Source organism: Leptospira noumeaensis, from assembly GCF_004770765.1.
In the GTDB taxonomy this organism is placed as follows: domain Bacteria; phylum Spirochaetota; class Leptospiria; order Leptospirales; family Leptospiraceae; genus Leptospira_A; species Leptospira_A noumeaensis.
In genome coordinates this window covers 555,964-579,600 of record NZ_RQFK01000026.1, presented here as the reverse complement: position 1 = coordinate 579,600, position 23,637 = coordinate 555,964, and the positions used below count along the sequence as shown (strand labels likewise).

Genomic DNA, 23,637 nt, shown 5'->3' with positions numbered 1-23,637 from the left:
AGAGCATCTATGGATAAAAAAGTCCGACTCGGAGTCATAGGTACTGGCCATATGGGCCAATACCACGTAAACGTTGCTAAACAGCTTTCTGATGCTGAACTCATCGGAATTTTTGATGCCAACTTGGAACGTGCAAATCAAATTGCTGAAAAACACAAAACAAAAGCATTCGCAACAATTGAAGAATTGTTAGCGGAAACAGATGCTTTGGTCATTGCAGCACCAACGTTCCTACATCACAAAATCGCTAAACAAGCGTTAACTGCAAAGAAACATGTATTGGTAGAAAAACCAATTTCACAAACTGTAGAAGAAGCCAAAGAACTTGTAAACCTAGCAAAACAAAACAATTTGATTTTGCAAGTGGGACACGTGGAAAGGTTCAATGGTGCTGTTTTGGAACTTGGAAAAATTGCTGAACACCCACTCCTCATTGAATCTAGAAGGATTGCACCTTATAACAGTCGTATCACTGACGTCGGTGTGGTTTTGGATATGATGATTCACGACATTGACATTGTTTTGAACTTAGTAAAGTCTGAAGTAAAAGAAGTGAAGGCTGTTGGATCTTCTGTTGTTTCAAATCACGAAGACATTGCAAGTGTGGTTTTAACTTTTGCGAATGGATGTGTTGCATCTCTAAATGCATCGCGTGCTTCCCAAGCAAAAATAAGAACTCTAAATATTTCTCAAAAAGATTCATATGTATTTTTAGATTTTACAAACCAAGAAATTGAGTTACATAGACAAGCAAGTTCAACCACTCAACTCGGAAGTGGTGAAATCAAATACAGACAAGAATCCATCGTGGAAAAAATCTTTGTTCATAAAGATAACCCTCTCAAACAGGAACATGAACACTTTGTTAAATGTATCAAAGGAGAATCCGATCCTATGGTGAAGGGTGATTCTGATATTAAAACATTAGAAGTGGCTTACAAAATCCTGGAAGAAATTCACGGAAAAAAATAATGACAAATAATCCTGATTCAACTCGCGGAAAGTTACTGATTTCCAATTCTAGTGTGATTCAGGATTTTTTTCACAAATCCGTTGTCCTTATGGTGGATCATGACGACGACGGGGCCTTTGGTCTGGTTTTAAACAAACCAACTGACCAAACCATGGAATCATTAATCAAAAATCTTCCAGAAACGGCTTATGCCAGCAAACAAGTGTTCTCTGGTGGCCCAGTGGACAATATGTTCGTATCAATCCTTCATAACGGAAAACAAACAGAAGATCCTGGTGTAGAAATTGTTCCTGGCATTTATATGGCCAGAAGTTTTGACACGATGATTGAAGTTTTATCCTCAGATCAAATTCAGTTTCGTGTTTTGCAAGGATATGCAGGTTGGTCGTCGGGCCAATTGGAAAGTGAATTTGAAAGGTTATCTTGGGTTGTATCGGATTTAGTAGACGAATCGATCGTTTTTAGCGAAGGTGAGTCTGAGGTTGTTTGGCGAGAGGCCCTCCGCAACAAAGGTGGAATCTACAAATACTTTGTTGACCATACAAAAGATCCATCTCTCAATTGATCCACTTATTGACTCCGTGTTATGAAACTTTCGTCGAAAAAGATTGTACTTTGTTCAGGTTCTTCTCTTTTGGGAAAAGAACTTTTGCCACTTCTTCTAAAAGAAGGTGCATTAGTTGTAGTCGGCGATTTAAACCCTGAGGAAATTCCCAACCATCCAAATCTACAAAAGTACAAAATCGATCCATCCAAACCCGAACAGATGGAACGGTTGATTGAATCGGCCATCGAAACATTAGATAAAATTGATGTTTTTATTTTAAACTCCGAACAAATCACTTATGCGGAAGACGAAAAAGAAGATTGGAACAGATTAAAAATCCTTTTTAACGCAAACACCTTAGCTCCCATCCACACCATACAACGATTAACCAATTTAATTTCTGTGGGGCTTCATATAGTCGTAGTTAGTTCTGATTTAAGCAAAACTCCAACCCCTGGATTTGGACTTTATGGTTCTTCTAAATCTGCTTTGGATTATTTTTGGGATTCTTTCCGTGGACAAATGGGAAGAGAGTTTCGGTTCTCCCGAATCATTGCTCTGGAACCAAAACTTTCCAATCCAAGCCGATTGGCAAAACGAGTGTTTCAATCAGTCCTACGCCCGAAAAAAAGTAGATATGAACATTTTTACCAATTCGGAAATCGAATTTTATTAAATTTTTTGCCATTTTTACATTTTTTCCGAAGTTTAGCCTACGTATTTCGACTCAAACAGGAGAAAAAAAGAAAAATTGCGCCCTCTGATTTGGCCCCGACCTCTGAAAATTAGTCATTTCGTACTCTTTATATACACCGTCTCCTTCGATTCTTTACTGGTGCTTACTTTTTAAACAGATACAACCCTTCGTTTAACGGACTTATGTCGGATGGGGAAGAAATCCATCCTTTCTGGTCATTTCATCCATTTGGTACAAATATTGCTAACTAAGTAAGCAGAGGGTACCCCCATGTTTATCGCCGACTATAGTGCCAAAAATATATATGATGAGATGTTTTCCAGCGAAGGTTTTCCTCGCAAAAGTTATGACTTCGTAAAAACAAAAATGGAGAGTTTGGGTGGGATCGAACTCGTAAAACGCAGTAGCTCGGCGGAAAGGGCTTTAATGTCACTAGGGATCACCTTTACTCTGTATGGTGATGGTGGAGAACAAGAAAGGATTATGCCATTTGATGTCATCCCTCGTATTGTTCCAAGTGAAGAATGGATCAGTATGGAAAAAGGACTGAAACAAAGAATCCAGGCTCTCAATTTATTTTTAACAGATATTTACGGTGAAGGAAAAATTTTAAAAGATAAAATCATTCCTCGGGAATTGATTGAATCGAGTTCTGGATACCTCAAGCAGTGTATCGGGATCAAACCTCCAAAAGATATTTGGATTCATATTACAGGAACAGACTTGGTGCGTGATGGTGCGGGCGCCTTTCATGTGTTAGAAGATAATTTACGTTGTCCATCTGGAGTTTCTTATGTATTGGAAAATCGGGAAGTAATGAAACGAACCTTTCCCGAACTTTTTGAAAAATTAAACATTCGCCAAGTTTATGATTACCCTTACCACCTAAGATCTATGTTAGAAAACCTAACAGATGTTGTTGATCCAGTGATTGCTGTTTGGACTCCCGGTGTTTTTAACTCAGCGTATTACGAACATAGTTTTTTAGCACAAAAGATGGGTGTGTATCTAGTTGAAGGATCTGATCTCATTGTTGAAAATCACAAAGTATATATGAAAACAACCAAAGGTCTTCGAAAGGTAGATGTGATTTACCGTAGAATTGACGATACCTTTATGGACCAATCCACTTTCAGACCAGACTCTTTACTTGGTGTGAAAGGAATTTTTGAAGCATTCAAAAGAGGGAACGTAGCTCTCGCTAATGCTCCAGGAACGGGTGTTGCTGATGATAAAGTAATTTATTCTTACGTGCCTAAGATCATTAAATACTACTTAGGTGAAGAGCCGATCATTCCTAATGTTCCTACTTACCTTTGTTCTGAAGCAGCCGACTTAAAATTTGTTTTGGATAACATTCATAACTTAGTAGTAAAAGCGGCCAACGGAGCTGGTGGTTACGGAATGATCATCGGTCCAAAGGCAAGCAAACAAGAACAAGAAGATTTTAAGGAACTGATCAAAGCGGATCCAAGAAATTACATTGCTCAACCTGTTTTAAATCTTTCTACAGTGCCTACACTCATTGCAGATAAAATCGAATCAAGGCACGTTGATTTAAGACCGTTCATTTTGTACGGAAAAGATATTTATGTAATGCCAGGTGGGCTCACTCGCGTGGCACTCCGTAAAGGATCACTTGTGGTCAATTCATCCCAGGGAGGCGGTTCAAAAGACACCTGGGTTTTAGGATAGGGTGTTATATGTTAAGCCGAGTTGCCGAATCAGTTTTTTGGATGAATCGATACATCGAGAGGGCAGAAAATTACTCGAGGTTTATTGATGTCAATCACCAGTTATCTTTAGATTTGCACGAAGAGGTTCCCAACCAATGGTTGCCTCTCGTACATACAACAGGTGACATTGAGTTATTTGAAAAAAGATACTCTAGTCCTAGTCCGGTCAATGTCATACGGTTTATGACCTTTGATGAAGAGAATCCGAATTCCATTTTTCAATGTTTGTCTAGAGCAAGAGAGAATGCACGAACCATTCGTGAGAATATTTCTACTTCTATGTGGGAAGTGTTAAATGAGTTTTATCTCTTTGTAAAAGACTATCGTAAAGTGTATATGGAAAGTTCTGAAATTCATGGAGATACACTTTCCATGGGACTTTCCGACTTTCTCAGCACAGTACGAAAAAGTTGCCAAAGTTTTTATGGATGTTCTGACGCTACCATTTCTCATGATGAGGTTTGGAACTTTTCCTTGCTTGGAAGGTTCTTGGAACGCGCAGACAAAACCACAAGAATTCTAGATATGAAGTATTTCATTTTACTTCCGTCCGTTCATGATGTGGGTTCAACATTAGATTTGTTACAGTGGTTATCCCTTTTGAAATCGGCTTCTGCACATGAGATGTACAATCAAAAGTATAAACGTGTCGATCCAACGGATATTGCTGAGTTTTTGATTTTGAATGAAACTTTTCCTAGATCGATTTTTTTCTGCATCCAAGAGATGCAAGAGGCTCTAGATAAAATTTCTGGAATTAAAGAAGGTTTGCCAAGGAACTTAGCGCAAGATGCGACGACAGTTTATTTGAATCGTTTGAGATCAGAAAATATCAAATCCATTTTTGATAAAGGTCTACATGAATATTTAGATGATATTCAGATAGAACTCAATCATATAGGTTCCAAAATTGTGGAACGATTTTTTACAAACTAACTATGAGTATAAGAGTTGCCCTTTCCCATATCACAACCTACCAGTATGATAAGTCGATTAAACTGTCTCCTCATGTGATTCGGCTGAGACCGGCACCGCATACTAAAAATCATATAGTTTCATATTCACTCAATATACTACCGGAACAAAAATTTCTCAACTGGCAACAAGATCCATTTGGAAATTATCTAGCAAGGTTAGTATTTCCTGAAAAAACAAATATTTTGCAGGTAGCTGTTGATTTAGTCACCGATTTAAAGGTAATCAATCCCTTTGATTTTTTTGTAGAAGAGTATGCGGAGAACTTTCCTTTTACATATGATAAGGTACTAAAAAAGGAACTGGCTCCTTATCTTAAAGTTAAAAAACCTGGGAAGTTACTCGCACCGTACTTAAAAACAATCGATAAAACTCCAAGAAGAACGGTTGAGTTTTTAGTAGCATTAAATGCCAAAATATACTCTGACGTTGGTTATGTGATTCGAATGGAACCCGGAATCCAAACACCAGAGTTGACACTTTCTTCAAGAATGGGTTCTTGTCGTGATTCTGCTTATTTACTTGTCCAAATTTTGAGAAATATGGGTCTTGCTGCAAGATTTGTGTCTGGTTATTTGATCCAATTAAAAGCAGATGTAAAGTCACTCGATGGACCTTCTGGTGCGGAATCTGATTTTACTGATTTACATGCTTGGGCAGAAGTATATGTTCCCGGTGCGGGATGGGTAGGCCTTGATCCTACTTCGGGTTTATTTACTGGTGAAGGTCATATTCCTTTGGCAGCAACACCAGAACCGGAATCAGCAGGACCTATTTATGGTTTTGCGGAAAAAGCCAAAGCAGAGTTTTCCTTTCATATGGGCGTGGAACGAGTTTTAGAAACACCACGTGTCACCTTACCTTACCAAGGTGAAGATTGGGATCGGATCATTCGATTGGGTGATTCCATTGATAAACGAATTCGAAAAAATGATATCAGGCTTACGATTGGTGGTGAACCCACGTTTGTTTCCACTGAAAATAGGGAAGCACCAGAATGGAATTTTGATGCCTTAGGTTTTGAAAAGTACTCTAAATCAGAACAACTTATCAAACGTCTGGGAAAACATTTTGCTCCTGGTGGACTTTTGCAATATGGCCAAGGGAAATGGTATCCGGGGGAACCACTTCCTCGTTGGGCGATGATTTCATATTGGAGAAAAGATGGCGAACCTATTTGGAACCATCCCTATTTACTAGCTGACGATCGTTATACGGGATCTGCAACTACTGAAGATGCAAGAAGATTCATTAGTGTTCTTGGAAGTCGTTTAAACATTCCATCTAAATCAATTCACACAGCTTACGAAGATAATTTGTATTATCTATGGCAAGAAGCAAATTTACCAACCGAAACCGAACTTATGTTGGATGGTTTAAATACTTATGATAAAATGGAACGAGAACGAATTTTAAAAGTGATTGATTCTGGTTTACATCGAGAGGTTGGTTATACCATTCCATTGGACTATGATGTATCTTTGTCTGCTTGGATATCGGACGAATGGAGTTTTCGCAGAGGCAAACTATTTTTAATTCCTGGAGATTCTCCCATTGGACTCAGGCTACCCTTACATTCCTTAGGTGGAAAACAATATTATCCTTATCCGGAAGACCCAGCGGCACCAAAACCTTCCTTACCAAAGGCAAAAGAATTGGGTCAGTCTCCATTTTTGGCAACAAACTATAGTTATTCTATTGGAGAATTACACACTAGAACAGCTCTTTGTGTGGAACCTAGAAATGGAAACATTCGAGTTTTTTTACCACCAATCAAATCTTTGGAAGGTTGGCTCAGGCTTATTTATGCAATCGAACAAACAGCTTTAGAAACTGATATACCGATTGTTTTAGAAGGGTACGAGGCTCCTCATGATCCTAGGCTCAATCGTTTTAAAATCACACCAGATCCTGGAGTGATTGAGGTTAACTTCCATCCATCTTCTTCGTTTGGAGAAATTGTAGAAAAAACGCAAATTCTATATGAAGAAGCCACGCAACTGCGATTGACTGCAGAAAAATTTTTGATCGATGGTCGCCACTCTGGCACAGGTGGTGGAAATCATATCACACTTGGTGGTGCATCTGTTGGTGATAGTCCTTTTTTAAGAAAACCTTCACTTTTGCGAAGTTTGGTGGCCTATTGGCAAAATCATCCTGGTCTTTCTTATTTGTTTTCCGGAATGTTCATCGGTCCTACTTCTCAATCACCTAGAATTGATGAAGCGAGAAATGATTCATTACATGAATTAAAAATTGCTTTCCAACAAATTGATTCCAGTCGTCATACACCTCCTTGGATGTTGGATCGAGTGTTAAGAAATATCTTAATTGATATCACTGGAAATACTCACAGAACAGAAATTTCTATCGATAAACTTTTTGATCCCGGATCACCTACCGGACGTTTGGGGCTAATTGAAATGCGTGCTTTTGAAATGCCACCTCATTATCAAATGAGTGTCATCCAACAAGCGTTTATGATGGCTATCATTTGTAAATTTTGGGAAGATCCGTATTATGGAAATCCTATCAATTGGAATACAGAGTTACATGATCGATTTATGTTACCGTACTTTGTGTACCGTGATTTTAAAGAAGTAATTCAAGATTTACAAAATAGTGGTTTTGGATTTTTATCTAAAGACTTTGATCCTTTTTTTGAATTTAGATTCCCTCAATATGGAATTTGTTATTTGGATGGAATGGAAATTGAATTACGAATGGCACTTGAACCTTGGAACGTACTTGGTGAAGAGAACACGGCACAAGGAACTTCACGAGGTGTGGATTCCGCCACTGAACGAGTCCAAGTTAAAGTAAAAGGCTTTCATCCAGAGAGATACCGACTGAGTTGTAATGGGTACGAAGTTCCGCTACAACCTACTTCCGTTCAAAACGAATTTGTTGCGGGTGTCAGGTTTAAGGCTTGGTCTCCTGTTTTTACTTTACATCCACAAATACCTGCGCAACAATCTTTAGTGTTTGATGTTTACGATTCTTGGAATCATAGGGCACTTGGAGGTTGTACTTATCATGTTTCTCATCCTGGAGGATTGTCTTACCAAACCATCCCAATCAACGGGTATGAAGCAGAATCCAGAAGGATCTCTCGTTTTTGGACTCACGGACACAAGATTGGAAAAAGCCTTCCACCAATTCGATTGGAAAATAAAGCCTTCCCATCAACCTTGGATCTTAGGATGGTAACATTCAAGTAGATGATGACTCAAGACCCTTATCATTTAATCGGAAATTATAAAACGATACCTGGAGTTTATGATGAACTCTATGATGCAGAAGGCCAAATCCGAAATAAATATAAATTCTTAGTCAAATCATTTCAAGAGTTAGGACCTGCAGAACTTGTCAATCGCAGACGAGATACAGATCGTATTCTTAGAGAAAACGGAGTTACTTATAATTTATACCAATCGGACTCACCAGAAGCAAAGGAAAGACCTTGGGATTTGGATTTGTTTCCTTTGGTTATGGAAAGTGAAGAATGGCGTGTATTAGAAAGAGGGCTAAACCAACGCGCGGATTTACTCGATGCCCTTGTCAGAGATGTTTATTCCAAAAGACGCCTGTTATACGAGAAAAAAATTCCTTCAGAAATTCTTTTTAATGAAACATCGTTTTTGCGTGCTTGTGATGGAATGTATGATTCCAATCATTTCCTTACTAAAAACCCGGCTCTTTTATTTTTTGTTTGTGATTTAATTCGCGCTGCTGATGGCAATTTTTATGTTTTAAATGACCGAGTCCAAGCTCCTTCTGGTTCTGGATATTCATTAGAAAATCGAATTGTTTTATCTCGAATTTTTCCAAGTATGTACCGCGATGCTATGGTGCATCGTGTTGCAGTTTATTTTAGGTCTCTGCGTAAATCATTGACTCAACTAGCGGGTGTTACTGGGCGCGAGCCTGTGATTGTTCTTTTGACTCCAGGGCCTTCCAATGAAACCTATTTTGAACATGCTTACCTAGCTGGTTATTTGGGTTATACACTGGTTCAAGGTGAAGACTTAACTGTTAGAAAAAATAAAGTTTATATGAAAACCGTAGAAGGTTTACAACAGATCGATTTGATTTTGCGGCGTGTTGATGATGATTTTATGGATCCATTGGAATTAAGAGGGGATTCACTTTTGGGAGTTCCTGGACTTTTGGAATCAGTTCGTTCAGGACATGTAAAAATCGCCAATCCCATTGGAACTGGGTTTTTAGAAAATCGTGCCTTACTACCTTTTTATTCTGATTTATGCCGCTTTTATTTAGGAGAAGATTTAATCCTTCCTATGGCTCCTACCTATTGGATGGGAACAAAAGAACATTTCCAATTGGTATTACAAAATCCGGAAAAATATGTTTTTAAAACAGTGTCGCGGACAGATGAAGAAAAACCGGTTACCTTTATTGAACTGAGTGGAGATAGAAAGGATTCATTTTTACAAAAATTAAAATCTTTTCCCAATCGTTTTATTGCACAAGAAATGATTGCTTCTGCCACAGTGCCAGTGTTAGGTGAAAACGGGTTTCGACCTGGTCGAGCGATCATGAGAACCTTTGTATCTTCCTCCGGCTCTGGTTATCAAACTATGGCTGGTGGTTTAGTGAGAGTATCTCCTTCCTTGGATGATTTTTTTATTACGAGCCAAAGAGGAGCTTGGAGTAAAGACCTTTGGGTTCTCGCAACCGAAACACAAAAAGAAGAATCTTTACTTGTGCCAAAATCAGACCAAGTGATGATTTCCAGGAAAAGTTCCGGAGTCCCCAGTCGTGTGGCTGATAATTTATTCTGGTTGGCAAGGTATTTGGAACGATCAGAAAACCAAACAAGAGTCATACGAGAAGCTGTTTATAAAATTTTACAAGTAGAAGACGGTTACGAAAGAGAATCTTTAGAGAACTCATTAAAACTAGTAACACAGGTAACCAATAGTTATCCAGGATTTCTAGGAGATGACGCAGGAGAATTATTTTTAAACCCATTTCCTGAACTACAACGGTTGACTTCTGATCGTGGAGTTATTGGGAGTTTAGCATTTCATTTACGAAGTTTGGTGATGGCATCAAAATCTGTCAGGGATCGTTTGTCTGATGATATGAAAAAAATTCTCCTTCATTTAGAAGATCAGTCTCAACATGAAATTGATTCGTATGATCAGATCATCGATTTTTTACAGAAGATAGTGTTGAACTTATCATCTCTAACAGGTTTATCTTTTGAAAATATGAGTCGGGAAGCTGGTTGGTATTTCCTCAACCTGGGTCGCCGAATTGAAAGATCAATCAATATGATTTTGATGTTACAAGGTATGATTCGGTGGGATAGTTTTCGGGACAAAGCATCTTTTGAGACTTTTTTAAGAATTAACGATATTCGCTTAACGTACAATAGACGATATAGTGGGAAAATTGACCAAGAGTCTGTTTTGGATATTTTATTATTTGATACAACAAATCCAAGGTCTTTTGCTTATCAACTAGAACAAATCAATTCAGACATTAAATTTTTGCCAGGGAAAAATGAGAAGGTTGTGTATTCAGAAGATCGTGCTGCGTTACAACTTTATACTCATTTTAAAATGAAAGATATATCCATCTTCTTTGAATCGGAAAACCCGTTGGAATCTGTTTCTATTTGGTTAGAAGAATTACACAACCATTTGAAAAATTTATCTGATGCATTGGCATCAAGATACTTTAACTATACCGAAGAACAAACTAGGATCGGTGATGGCAATGGCTGATTTTAAAGTAATTCATAAAACTAAATACAGTTACGACGATACAGTTGCTTATTGCCATAATATGGCCCATATGTATCCTTTGACCTCGCCGCACCAAGATTGTTTTAGAACACATGTGACTGTAAATCCCAAACCGGTTGTTTCTTCTTTTCGCAGAGATTATTTTGGAAACCAGGTATTTCTTTTTTCAGTAGAGGATCCGCATCGTTTTTTAGAGGTTGTGGTTGAATCAACAGTGCGAACGCACCAATCCTCCGGAATCGATTTGTATAAATCGACTCCTTGGGAAAGTATCTATTCTCTCATCCATGAATCAACATTAGATGCAGATATCTTATCCATTGAATACATTCAACCTTCCTCTTTTATCGCAGCAAAACAAAGTTATTCGGAATTTGCTCGAATGTTTTTTACGGAAGGGAAACCAGTTTACGCTGCTGCATTGGAGATGACAACTTACATCTACCAAACATTTCAGTATGATCCAAAAGCTACAAGTATCAACACTCCCATTGATCAAGTTTTAAATGAAAGAAAAGGTGTGTGTCAGGATTTTTCACATTTGATGATTGCCGCCTTACGTTCCTTAAAGATTCCGACTCGTTATGTGAGTGGATACTTAGAAACTTTGCCTCCTCCTGGAACAGAAAAATTACAAGGAAGTGACGCTACACATGCATGGGTTTCTGTCTATTGTCCTACATTTGGATGGATGGATTTTGATCCTACCAATGGAAAAATCATTACCGAAGAATATATCATCACGGCAATTGGACGTGACTACGCGGACGTTTCCCCATTAAAAGGAATTTTGTTCGGTGGTGGAAAACATAAATTAAAAGTCGAAGTGGATGTAATCCGTGAATTAATTTGAATGTTCTTTTTTAATTCTCCGTATGCCTGTCTAATTTTTAAAAAATACATTTTATCAAGTTTCACTAGCCAGAAAAATCAACTTAGAGAGTCTGATATATAGTAAACTCTATGATTGAATCAATTGTTGCCTTTTCCATTCAAAATAAATTTAAAGTAATGGGGATTGCTTTAGTTTTTTGTTTGGTTGGCATTATAAATGCATTTCATTTACCTATCGATGCCGTACCTGATGTAACCAATGTTCAGGTAACTGCGGTAACATCTTCACCTGCTCTGACTCCATTTGAAGTGGAACAATTTATTACTTACCCTATTGAATTAAAGTTAAACGGAATCCCTGGTGCTACGGAAATTAGATCCATTTCTCGTGCTGGTGTCAGTTCTGTGTCTGTTATCTTTGAAGACGGAACAGATATTTGGTTCGCACGACAGATAGTCAATGAACGATTGAAGTTAGTAGATGCAGAAATTCCACCTGAGTATGGAAAACCGGAACTAGCTCCCGTTGCCACTGCGTTAGGTGATATTTATGAATTCATTTTAACTTCAGAAAATCATGACGAAACAGAATTGCGCAGTTTTATTGACTGGGATCTTTCCAAAAAAATTAAAAGTGTTCCTGGGGTCATCGAGGTAAATACTCTTGGCGGTTCTCTCAAACAATATCAAATATTAATCGACCCAAGGAGATTGCAGGTTCATAATCTTACAATTTCAGAAATCTTAGATAATTTAAAAACTGCAAACTTCAACACAGGTGGTGGTTATGTTCAAAAAGATTATGAACAACTTGTCATTCGAGGTGAAGGACAATTTGAAGGAATCGATGAAATCAAAAGAGTAGCAGTGCGAACAGCTGCTGATGGAATTCCGCTTTTGTTGGGTCAAATTGCTACTGTGAAGGAGGGGCCAGCATTACGTTTCGGAATTGCAACTAAAAATGGTAAAGAAGTGGTCGCTGCCACTGTCATTATGTTACTCGGCGAAAATTCTCGCGAAGTTGTAGGCGATGTAAAACAAAGAATCGAGGAAATTCGTGCTACACTTCCTCAAGGTATGAAAATCGAACCGTTTTATGACAGGTCTGAGTTTATCAATCGTGCCTTAAAAACAGTTTTTATTAATCTTACGGAAGGTGCTATACTAGTATTTTTTGCTTTGATATTAACTCTTGGGACTGCGAAAGGAGGGATCCTCGTAGCCCTAGCCATCCCAGTATCTATGTTAGTCGCTGTTATATTTATGAAATATATCGGAGTTGTTGGGAATTTAATGTCGTTAGGTGCATTGGATTTCGGATTACTTGTGGATGGTTCTATTGTAATGTTAGAATCAGTGTTAGCTGGTTTTTATATGGGTAGAAAGAAATTTAATCGCCCAATGAATGAAGATGAAATTAAAAGTATTACTGAAGGTATTATTTTAGAAAGATGCCAGAAGGTAGGTAAGGCAGCCGCATTCTCTGTCGCAATCATTATGTTGGTATATTTACCTCTAATGGTTTTAGAGGGAGTAGAAGGACGTATGTTTCGTCCGATGGCAATCACGGTTGCGTTAGCTCTCGCAAGTGCACTTGTATTCTCAATTACTGTATTTCCTGCAAGCCTTGCTATTTTTTACAAAAGACCTTTCATTCATAAAGCACATGCTTGGGAAAAAATTGAAGAATATTATGTTTTACTGCTAAACTGGGGAAACATAAGAAAAAAGAAAATTTTATCATTCTCATTACTTTTAGTCATCATTTCTTTTTTTCTAGGATCTTATTTGGGATCGGAATTTTTACCAAGAATTGATGAGGGGGAAATCGAAATTGATGCAAAACGTTTGCCTTCAACGGCAATTGATTATTCCAAAGATTTAAATAAAGACATAGAAAAAATTCTAAAACCTTTCCCCGAAATTTCTAGTGTTGTTTCTCGAGTGGGTCGTGGTGAATCTGCTGCAGAACCTTTAGGTACCGAAGAAACGTCTGTTATGGTGAAATTAGCACCAAAAAAATATTGGGTGAATGCAAACTCCAGAGAAGAGCTGATGGATGTTTTGAAAGCAAAATTAATTTCATCCATTCCATCCACTTATTTTAGCATGTCACAACCAATTGAGAATCGGGTGAATGCATTATTAACTGGCTCGAAAGCAGATGTCGTTCTTAAGATTTATGGGGATGACCTGCAAACATTAAAAACGCAAGCAGACAAAGTTGCAAGTGTTCTGAGTCAAATAGATGGAACTGGAGATTTACGCGTTCAACGATTGTTAGGTCTTCCGATGTTACAAATTAATACAAACTATGATAATATGGCTCGTTATGGAGTTACTGCATCGGAGATTTTGCGGACAGTAGAGATGATGAGAGTTGGGTCTACCGCAGGTAAAATATTTGAAGGTGCAAGAAGATATGATTTAGTATTAAGATTAGATTTACAAGCCAAAGATATCGATTCTGTTCGAAACATTCCTATCATGACATCTCGCGGAACAACTGTTCCACTCGCCCAAGTAGCCGATATCGATATTCTTGATTCTGCTTCTGCAATTTACCGAGAAGGATTAAAAAGAAGAATTTTTGTCGAAGTGAACATTCGGGGAAGAGACCTCGTTGGTTATATCAATGAAGCCAAAAAGAAAACGGAATCCATTCAGAATGCTTTACCTGAAGGATATGAAATTGAATGGGGAGGTCAGTTTGATAACTTTGTTCGTGCAAGAGATCGATTGGTTCTTGTTGTTCCTGTCGCACTTGCAATTATATTTTTTATGTTAATCGCAGCATTCGAAAGTGTGTATTATGCAGTTGGAGTTTTTTCCGTAGTTCCTCTCGCCGCTGCAGGTGGTATACTTGGATTATTAATTCGTGGGTTACCGTTTAGTATTCCAGCTGCCGTAGGTTTTATTGCAGTGAGTGGGATTGCTGTTTTGAATGGAGTAGTTTATGCATCGACTTTAAAAGATGAAATTAATGCAGGAGTTGATATAGATAAAGCAGTTGTTTTTGCTGGAATTTTATCCTTACGACCTGTTCTCACTACAGAGTTTATTGCAGCGATTGGATTTTTGCCTATGGCTTTATCAACAATGGCTGGAGCGGAAGTTCAGAGACCACTGGCAACAGTTGTCATCTTTGGTGTGTTAGTTGCCACTGCGCTTTCTAGGCTAGTGTTACCATTTGTTATGGAATTTCTGTTAAAAATGGATGAAAAAAGAAAATCGGTGAAGGAACAAAATCGGATCAATCGAAGTACCAAACTCATTCAGATTGATATTGGAGAGGATGATGAACCAGAGCCACCGTTAGCAAAACCAAAAAGTCAAAAGCGAAAGTAGATATTAATCGTTCCACTCGTACGAAGTATGAACTTTTGGTTTAAAAAAAATGGTTTTTGGACGGAGAGGTTGCCTTTTTAGCGAAACTGTGATAAGAGGTAACCATTGGGCGGCGGGTCTAGTTCCCCACCCAAAAATAGGGCGGGGAGATCATATTCCCACCCTTTACCCCAACTTCCCCTTCCACTCCTCTTCCTTAAACCCCAGCAAAAACCAACCATCCCCCACAACAAAGGGCCTCTTAACCAAGTTTCCATTGGCAGCTAGTTCTTTATAAATTTGTTCTTCCGAAAGAGTTCCCAATTTTTCCTTCCAATTGCCTTCACGGTAATCTTTTCCTGACGTATTAAAAAGTTTTTTAATATCACCTAAGTATTGTTTGGCTTTTTTTAATTCGCTAACGGAAGGAGCGGTTTCGCGGATGGGAATTTGTTGGAATTCCACTTTTTTTGATTTTAGAAATTTCAGGGCATTGCGGCAGGTACTACAACCAGAATATTCGTAAACTTTGGGATTGGAACGACTCATAGAACTGATTTTCTTACTTACGATTTTTGCGGAAACTTTTTATTGGAACTATGTTGGTTCAAAACAATATCCCCTTGGCTCCACTCACATCATTCCAATTGGGTGGCGAGGCAAAATACTTTATCTCTGTCAAAACTAAGGAAGATCTAACCAAGGCCCTAACATTTTGTAAAAAAGAAAACCAACCTTTTTTTGTTTTGGGTGGTGGATCCAATACTATATTTCGCGATTCTGGTTTCCCAGGTGTTGTTCTTCAAATGTTAATCCCTGGAATTCGTTGTATGGATACAAATGACGAACATACAATTTTCCAAGTAGGTGCTGGTGTTCCTTGGGATCAATTTGTTGAATATGCAGTAAAACAAGGATTAGCTGGCATTGAGTGTCTTTCTGGAATTCCAGGTTCTGTGGGTGCCTCCCCCATCCAAAATATTGGAGCTTATGGCCAGGAAGTAAAAGATTCCATTTTAAAAGTAGAATGTATGAATCCAGCGGGAGAGATAATTACACTGACTAACGAAAATTGTAAGTTTAAATATCGTAACAGTGAATTCAAATCGGGAATCTATAAAGATTGGATTGTGGTTTCAGTCACTTTCCAATTGTCCAAACTAAAATCTCCTTGTTTACGTTACCCAGAAGTAAAAAAGGTATGGGAAAACTTTCATTCGAACGACAGTATCACTTCGGAGCAAGAGACACCTAACTTGGAATTACGAGTGAGAGAAATGGAAACACTCAGGAATTTGGTGATCCAACTTCGAAAGAAAAAATCAATGGTGTTGGATGTAGCTGATCCCAATACCCGATCGGCAGGTTCTTTTTTTACAAACCCCATCTTATCGGATGGAGAAACCGATCAGTTTATAGAAACTGCTAAAAAACATGGATTTGTTAACCCACCAGTTTATCCCGAGTCGCAAGGATTCAAAAAACTTTCTGCTGCCTGGCTCATTGAAAACTCAGGAATCCAAAAAGGAACCAAATATCCTGGAGGAGTTGGGATCTCAGAGAACCATTGTTTGGGTCTAATCAATATAGGCGGAACGACTACGGCGCTTTTAGAAATGGCAGAATCAGTCAGACAAACTGTATTTGAGAAATTTTTTGTTCGATTGGAAATGGAACCGGTCGTACGGCCATAAAAAAGATTTGGTAATTGTCGATATAACAAAGAGAATGGGGATGGAATGAACTCGAAACTTAAAAAATACCTGATTCTGTCAGGACTTGGTGTTTCCTTATTATTGGTTTTAGCTCTGATTGGTTTTTTCGTTATTGATGAGATCAAAGGTGGAGCTGTTGGTGATGGTCAAAATAAATATGAACTCATCATTGATTCAGGAGAACCATCATCGAGTGTAGTGCGAGAGTTAGCTGCCGCAGGAATGATCAAATCTTCCGTATACTTTAACTATTTGATGAAGTTTACACGAGCGGGAAACAAAATCAAACAAGGTGTATACGATATCAACGATGGAATGAGTTCTCGCAAAATTCTAGACGTCATCATTTCAGGAAAAGTAAAACTGGTTAATTTTACCGTTCCTGAAGGATATAACAATCGCCAGATCGGTGATTTGTTAGTTTCCAAAAAACTTGCCATCTCACGAGAAGAGTTTCTAAAAGTAACCCAAAGTCCTGCACTTCTTACAAAATATAATATCCCTGCAAAAACGTTAGAAGGTTATTTATTTCCGGAAACATATTCTGTCCCGCTGAACTATCCTTTAGAAAGAATTACGGAAATGATGATCAAAAGATTCTATAAAAAATTAGAATCCATTCCAGAAGCAAAAGATATCAAACCAGCTGACCTTCATTTTCGTGTGGTTTTGGCTTCAATCGTAGAAAGAGAAGCTGTTAGAAAAGAAGAGAGACCGATGATGGCAGGTGTGTTCTTAACTAGGATTGAAAAAAATATCAATTTGGAATCTTGCGCTACCATCCAATACTTATTCGATAAACCTAAAAAAAGATTATTTGAATCCGATCTTAAAATAGTATCACCTTATAATACTTATATTAACGGTGGATGGCCTCCTGGACCAATTTCTAATCCAGGTTTACCTGCATTAGAAGCTTCATTTAAACCAATGAAATCTGATAAATTATTCTTTTTGTTAAAACCAGATGGTTCCCATTATTTTTCTGCCACATTCAAAGAACATTTGGATGCAAAAAAGAAATTCATCGATGTTTTGTATCAATAACAAATGCAATAGCAAAAATAGATCATTGGAAATTAAACTTTTTTAAAATCAACTATCTATGGATGAAAACATTGTCGAATTGAATATTGCAATCGGAGGAATTTCCAAAGAACTTTTGGATGTACAAAAAGCCCTAGAAGCCTACCGAGAAAAACAAAAGCGTAAAGAAGCAATCGATGAAGAAGCCATTACCTTTGTCACTAAAGCAGAACTTGTCATAGAAAAAGCCGAAAAGGGAGAACTCCAGTTGACTCCTGACCAAATCCGTAGAATAAAAAGTAACCTAGTAAAGATATTAGGCCGCTTACATAAATAACCTCTTTCACCAAACCTTCATAAAACCTTCACCAGCTTGTCATCCCTCTGTAACAAATAAAGAACATAGTTTCAATTGCTAGAGGGAGAATTTTTGCGAATCCCTTTCCGGGAAGACCCGCTAGCGAAATAAATTCGATTTTTTCGAAAGAGGATTAAAATGAAAAAAATTATCAATAAAAGCCTGGTTTTGGTTATCATCGCCATGCTGGGTTTCACTACAGTGAATTGTCCGGGCAAAAAAAATGACAACACACTTCTCTTTGCTGGTTTGGCACTTTTGTTAAACCAACCAGAATATACAGTGGTGTTGACGGGAACGTTAAAAACTTCTGGTGGGCTTCCCATTAAAGACGGAAAAGTAACTCTCGCTGATTCTAGCGGGATTCTTTCGAGTGGTCAATCAAATCTATCTGACTTTACTACTTGTCAAACAAACTCGTATGCAACTGCTGGTGCAGCAGGTGCCCTTGATGGAGAGTTCGTTCTTAGCTTTCGCCTTACTTCGTTAACGGGAACTCTAACACTTTCTGCAGTCGAAGCAGTAGGTGCAGACAATACTACTTCCTGTTCTACTGTGACTGCGTTAGCAGGTACTGCCTTCACGAACTCTTTAGGTGATGGAACTCTTTCGGTGAATATCGACTTGAATGACCGAACCAACGTTGCCGCATTCCCAATCACTGCAGCTGGTTACAGCGTAACAGTAAAGAGTGTGAACGTTTTTGTTAAGGGTGAGTATCCAATTGTTAGTCCTACTGTAGGTGAAAATGTTTGCGACGGAAAACGTCTTTCTGGTGGTCCTGTAATTAAATCTGGTTCTATTTCTGGTTCAGAAACTTGGTCAGGTGGTATTTTACTTCAAGGAACCGTTTTTGTTGAATCGGGAGCTACGATCACAGTAACTCCAGGAACAGCCATTTTTGGACAAAGAGGATCTTCGATTTTCTTCAAACAAGGAGCGAAATTGGTTTCTAATGGAACAGCTGCAGATCCAATTTGTTGGTCATCAGCAAGTGCTCTTGGATCCCGTTTTCCTGGCGATTGGGGTGGTATTGTTATGATTGGAACTAGTGGAGCTTCACGGGCATCCAACACAGAAGGAACCACACCACAAGGATACGGTGGGGCAATCGGCTCAGACGTAGAAAATTTGAATATGTCGTATAACATTATAGAATTTGCCGGAAACGAGGTGGCACCGGGAGATGAGTTGAATAACATGTCGATTTATGCTTCTAAATCTGTGCTAAGCCATGTGCAAGTTCATAGAGGTCTCGATGATGGTTTTGAAGCATGGGGTGGATCTGGAACATGGTCAAACCTATTAGCAACTGGCGGATTGGATGATGACTTCGACTTAGATGAAGCATTTACCGGAACGATGACAAATCTAATCGGCCACAAGTATCCTTCCTCCTGCGGTGGTTCCTTCTCAACAGATCCTCATGGCTTTGAGATGGATGGAACTGATGCGACAAGCGGTGCTGGTGGATCTTGTGCGTCAGGATCTTTGAATAGATGTACAAATCCTGCCATCACAAACGTTACTTTAATTGGGGCAAATATCCCTTCTGGTCAAGGGATGAGACTCCGTGAAGGATTCGCTGGAACAATCAACAGAGCAATTGTCTACGGTTTTGCTGATCCAGCTGCAGTTAGTACTTCTACAACGGGAACTTTTCCTGCAGTAACTGGTACAATTTCAAATCTAGCATATGAAACAGGAAAGACTACTGCGATCACTCCTACTGGTTCTACTACGATTAGTGCAACTCCAATAACTTCCGATGGATCAACTTCCAATTGTGGTTTCGGTGATTCAAAACCAGATTATAAAACAATCGGAACACTTTCTGGAACTTACATCGGTGGTGCAACTACTGATTGGTTTAAAGACTGGACTGTTTATAGAGCAAGATAGTTAATTTAAAACTTTACCTAGTGGCCTAAGGCAAGGTCACTAGGTTTTATTATGCGTAATCTTCTACTTATATTCTCCCTCTTAAGTTTCTCATTTTGTAGCCAAGAAGATTGGCGCGAACAAATGGAAGCCAAAAATCAAAAAGTTATCTTACAAGTTGAACAGGATCATAAACAATTTGATTCCTATCGTTTAAATCCAAAAGACTGGTCTGTTTCTTCAAAAACAAAAGAACTCGCTATTGAGAACTTTTTGAAAGAAATTTCTAAAACTAAAAAAGCAGAAACTTTCTATGTTAGTTGGGAAGAAAAATTGACCGTAATTTTTCCGAACACCAAAGGATCTGGAACTTTACTTGATACAACTCCTCTTGTCGAATACAGAAAAGTATTAGAACGCCGCGAAGAATTTGCCCTTATTGAACTTAGTAACCTTCTAGCAGAAAAAACTTTTATTATCGAAAGTATTGATTGGGAAAAACCAAGATTATATGGGAATTTAAAAGGATATAAACCTAGAAATTTAAAACTTAAGATCGCGGGGAAATCAGTAACTATCCAACAGATTAAAATGGTCTTTCAAACGAATTCAGGTTATAAAGTTGGTGTTTTAAGTCCTTAGTTTTGTAATCATTTTGTAACAACTAGTTCACGTAAACGTAACTCAATTCAAATCCCTTTTCATTTACGTATCAGTAAATTCTATAAGCTTGGCTCTGAAGGAATTTATGAACTTAATTAAGAAGATAATCATTCTCCCTGTACTGATTCTATTTACTTCTATTGAACTCTTTAGTCAAAGTAATGGATCAATCAGAGGAACTATCATTGATTCAGAAAACGGAGAACCGGTATTCGGTGCTACCATTGTTGTAAGATCGGAAAAAAAATTCGCTAAAACTGATTTTGACGGAAAGTATAATTTAGAACTTCCTCCTGGAACTTACCAAGTGGAATATCAAATGTATGGATATGGTCCACAAAATAGAACGATCGTTGTAGGTTCTGGAAAACCGAGTCAAATGAATGTAACATTTGGTGCGCAAGTGTTACAGACAGTAGAAGTTAAAGATCGAGCTATCAATGAATCGGATGCTTCCTTACTACAACTTCAGAAAAAATCGGCTACAGTTTCAGATGCGATCGGTGCTGAATCAATTAAAAAATCTCCAGACTCATCTGCTGGTGATGTAATCAAAAGGGTCACAGGGATTACTTTGATTGGTGGTAAGTATGTGTTTGTTCGTGGTTTGGGTGAAAGATATTCTTCCACTTATTTAAACGATGCATATATACCTTCTACAGAACCTGATAAAAGGGTAGTACCATTAGATTTGTTTCCTGCAAATTTAATCAAAAACATTCGTGTCATCAAAACTTTCGTTCCAGAAGAGTCGGCGGAGTTCTCCGGCGGACTTGTTAAAATTGAAACAAAAGAATATCCAGATGAATTTACGATGAAAGTTGGATTCGGTGTTGGTTATAACGGAAATACAACGAGAAAAAAATGGCAAACGTTTGATGGAGGAGATTTTTTTGGAAGACCAACTGCAAATCAAGAACTCCCTTCCGCAGTCAAAGCGGTTCCTGATTTTCTACCTTTTGAGCCAGGTAGTCGTTTTGGCGGAATCAATCCTACGCTCATCAATATTGGTGCTACTTCCTTTCCTTCACAGTGGACACCGGACACTACAAAAGCACCGTATGATAAAAACTTCAATTTAACTGTTGGAAATACTTTTAAATTAACGGAATCGGGTCAGAGGTTAGGTGTAATATTCGGAACTACACATTCTGTTGATTATCGGTTTAGACGCCAAAAAGATGTAAGGTACATTCCAGGGAACCCGGTTTCTCTATCTGTTAAAGATTTAACGACTGTTTCACCGTTGCAGACACAAGATGCGGATATCTATGTCGAAGATCGTTTGTTCGGAAACAATCTAAACTTTGCTTATGAACCAATGAGTGGCCAACAATTCTTCTTAAAGAATTTTTATTCTGTTTCATCAGAAAAATCAGTTAGAGAATCTGTTGGAACTAATAATATTGATAATTTTCAATTCTTTTCTCAAACCAATGACTTCATCAGCAGACAGTTGTTTAACTCCAGTTTTGGTGGAAAACATGCGGTCAACTTAGGTTCTTTGAGTAGACCACATACTCTTGATTGGCAAGTAAATTACGGGGAAGCTAAAAGGGATGAACCGAATTTGACGCAACAAGTTTGGCGAAGGTCTTCAACAAGTCCAGTAACAACGATTCCTACTAGATTAGGAAATAACCCTGACGGTTCTAGATTCTACTCTACTTCGAATGATACTGTTCGCAGTTTTAGCGTAGCCTATGAAGTTCCTTTTGACCAATGGAACGGACTTAAGTCTTCAGTTAAGTTTGGTGGTTCCGCCTTGGATCGTTTCAAATCATTTACCTTTAGAGAATTTGGGTCTAAGTCGAATATAGGAACAACAACTAATGATTTATATCCAGTGCCTGGAGAAATTGTTTATAATCCATTAGAATTTTTAAGAACCAATAGTACAGGTCTTGCTAATAGAACTTTTTCAGAAAGACAAGTTGAGCCGAATGCGTATGATGCTTACCAAAAGTTGCATTCATACTTCACTCAATTTGATGTTCCATTATTTCCGAAGTTTCGGTTTATCGGGGGAGCTCGTTATGAGGATTCCTACCAAAAAGTAAAAACATTCGTTCTAAAAGAACAATTCGATGTAAGACGACCAGGTTATGGATGTGATACTGGCTCAGAAGGAGAACGAATTCTATTAGTAAAGAATAATATTTGTTCTGCTGACAACAATGGTGTTGGTGAAATTAGAACAAAAGATATACTTCCTAGTGTAAATTTCGTTTATGAGTTCCTTCAAGATCAAAATTTACGATTCGGTTATACTCAAACGTTAACTCGACCGGATTTTCGTGAGATGTCTCCTTTTGCTTTCACTCCATACTTCGGTGGAGATCGAATTAGAGGAAATCCAAATCTTCAAAGAACATACATTCATAACTTTGACTTTCGATATGAATATTTTATGGGTGGAGCAAACTACATAGGTGCGGGTGTATTTCACAAAGACCTCTCCAATCCTATTGAGTTGATAGGGCAACCGGTTGCTGGTCAGATTTCTCCCTTCTTCACTTATGCTAATGCTAGCCGAGCAACCATCCGAGGAGTGGAGTTAGATTTTAGAAGAGAATTCTTTGATCGATTTAGATTTGAAACCAACGTGTTCTTTATCAAATCACTTGTAAATGTTGTATCTTGGGAACAGTATACAATTTCTAAGGCTGGATTGTTAGATCCTATCGATAGAAGTTTTTCTTACGATCCGACAAACATTCGAAGACCGTTACAAGGACAGTCTGACTTCGTAGCAAACTTGAAGTTTGATGTGTATTTGAATAAATTAAAAACTACAACAATTGGTTTATACTACAACTACTTTGGCGATAGGATCTTTGTTGTTGGGGCTAATGGAACTCCAGATGCTTATGAACGAGGCGTTGGATTAACAGACATTGTTTTCTCTCACAAAATGGATGATAAACTGGATTTTAAATTTGCGGCAAAAAACGTAACAGACCAAAGATTTAAAATTTATGTGAAGGATGAATTACTCAATGAAGAAAAACTTTTCCGTTCTTATCGTGAAGGGGTTTCCTTCTCTATGTCAATGGGTTATAAGTTCTAAAATATCACTACCCCGCAAAAGCGGGGTTTCTTTTCTTAATGAGTTGTTGCAACCCGGT

The 23,637-nt window shown here is 38.1% G+C and carries 16 protein-coding genes; 15 read left to right on the top strand and 1 reads right to left on the bottom strand.

Annotated features, from left to right (window positions below; genetic code table 11):
* Positions 1-9: 9 nt before the first annotated feature.
* The 9 genes from EHQ24_RS10835 (at position 10) to EHQ24_RS10795 (ending at position 14,887) form a co-directional block, all read left to right on the top strand.
* A complete protein-coding gene (locus EHQ24_RS10835; RefSeq protein ID WP_135601648.1) occupies positions 10-972 on the top strand; it encodes a Gfo/Idh/MocA family protein in 963 nt (320 codons plus the stop codon).
* A complete protein-coding gene (locus EHQ24_RS10830; RefSeq protein ID WP_135601647.1) occupies positions 972-1,538 on the top strand; it encodes a YqgE/AlgH family protein in 567 nt (188 codons plus the stop codon). The genes EHQ24_RS10835 and EHQ24_RS10830 overlap by 1 nt, the downstream gene beginning before the upstream one ends.
* 21 nt (positions 1,539-1,559) lie before the next feature.
* Positions 1,560-2,309, top strand: coding sequence for an SDR family NAD(P)-dependent oxidoreductase (locus tag EHQ24_RS10825; RefSeq protein WP_135601646.1), 750 nt, complete (start codon positions 1,560-1,562; stop codon positions 2,307-2,309).
* Positions 2,310-2,487: 178 nt separating this feature from the next.
* Positions 2,488-3,912, top strand: a complete 1,425-nt coding sequence (locus EHQ24_RS10820) for a circularly permuted type 2 ATP-grasp protein (protein ID WP_100743749.1) — start codon at positions 2,488-2,490, stop codon at positions 3,910-3,912.
* An 8-nt stretch (positions 3,913-3,920) separates the two neighbouring features.
* A complete protein-coding gene (locus EHQ24_RS10815) occupies positions 3,921-4,889 on the top strand; it encodes an alpha-E domain-containing protein (protein WP_100743750.1) in 969 nt (322 codons plus the stop codon).
* A gap of 2 nt (positions 4,890-4,891) precedes the next feature.
* Positions 4,892-8,149 (top strand): transglutaminase family protein, encoded by a 3,258-nt coding sequence (locus EHQ24_RS10810; protein WP_135601645.1) that lies wholly within the window; start codon positions 4,892-4,894, stop codon positions 8,147-8,149.
* Positions 8,150-10,684: a circularly permuted type 2 ATP-grasp protein gene (locus EHQ24_RS10805; protein WP_135601644.1), complete on the top strand. Its 2,535-nt coding sequence runs from the start codon at positions 8,150-8,152 to the stop codon at positions 10,682-10,684.
* The gene (locus EHQ24_RS10800; RefSeq protein WP_135602442.1) at positions 10,677-11,558 is read left to right on the top strand and encodes a transglutaminase family protein; all 882 of its coding nucleotides are present in this window, start codon (positions 10,677-10,679) and stop codon (positions 11,556-11,558) included. Before EHQ24_RS10805 ends, EHQ24_RS10800 begins: the two co-directional genes overlap by 8 nt.
* A 110-nt stretch (positions 11,559-11,668) precedes the next feature.
* Positions 11,669-14,887, top strand: coding sequence for an efflux RND transporter permease subunit (locus EHQ24_RS10795; protein WP_135601643.1), 3,219 nt, complete (start codon positions 11,669-11,671; stop codon positions 14,885-14,887).
* A 165-nt stretch (positions 14,888-15,052) separates the two neighbouring features.
* Here the strand turns inward: EHQ24_RS10795 and EHQ24_RS10790 are convergent, their stop codons facing one another.
* Positions 15,053-15,415 carry a Spx/MgsR family RNA polymerase-binding regulatory protein gene (locus tag EHQ24_RS10790; protein WP_135601642.1) on the bottom strand — a complete coding sequence of 121 codons (363 nt, stop codon included), beginning with the start codon at positions 15,413-15,415 and terminating at the stop codon, positions 15,053-15,055.
* 50 nt (positions 15,416-15,465) lie between these two features.
* On the opposite strand from EHQ24_RS10790, the gene EHQ24_RS10785 reads away from it, so the two are divergent.
* From EHQ24_RS10785 to EHQ24_RS10760, 6 genes are all read left to right on the top strand, one after another.
* On the top strand, positions 15,466-16,560 hold the full coding sequence (locus EHQ24_RS10785) for a UDP-N-acetylmuramate dehydrogenase (RefSeq protein ID WP_135601641.1): 1,095 nt from the start codon (positions 15,466-15,468) through the stop codon (positions 16,558-16,560).
* Between the two features lie 45 nt (positions 16,561-16,605).
* The gene (mltG, locus tag EHQ24_RS10780; RefSeq protein WP_135601640.1) at positions 16,606-17,628 is read left to right on the top strand and encodes an endolytic transglycosylase MltG; all 1,023 of its coding nucleotides are present in this window, start codon (positions 16,606-16,608) and stop codon (positions 17,626-17,628) included.
* Between the two features lie 58 nt (positions 17,629-17,686).
* Positions 17,687-17,944: a hypothetical protein gene (locus EHQ24_RS10775; RefSeq protein WP_135601639.1), complete on the top strand. Its 258-nt coding sequence runs from the start codon at positions 17,687-17,689 to the stop codon at positions 17,942-17,944.
* 159 nt (positions 17,945-18,103) lie between these two features.
* The gene (locus EHQ24_RS10770; protein ID WP_135601638.1) at positions 18,104-19,867 is read left to right on the top strand and encodes a hypothetical protein; all 1,764 of its coding nucleotides are present in this window, start codon (positions 18,104-18,106) and stop codon (positions 19,865-19,867) included.
* 51 nt (positions 19,868-19,918) lie between these two features.
* Positions 19,919-20,488, top strand: coding sequence for a hypothetical protein (locus tag EHQ24_RS10765; protein ID WP_135601637.1), 570 nt, complete (start codon positions 19,919-19,921; stop codon positions 20,486-20,488).
* A gap of 106 nt (positions 20,489-20,594) precedes the next feature.
* Positions 20,595-23,579 (top strand): TonB-dependent receptor domain-containing protein, encoded by a 2,985-nt coding sequence (locus EHQ24_RS10760; RefSeq protein WP_135601636.1) that lies wholly within the window; start codon positions 20,595-20,597, stop codon positions 23,577-23,579.
* The last annotated feature ends 58 nt before the right edge of the window (positions 23,580-23,637 follow it).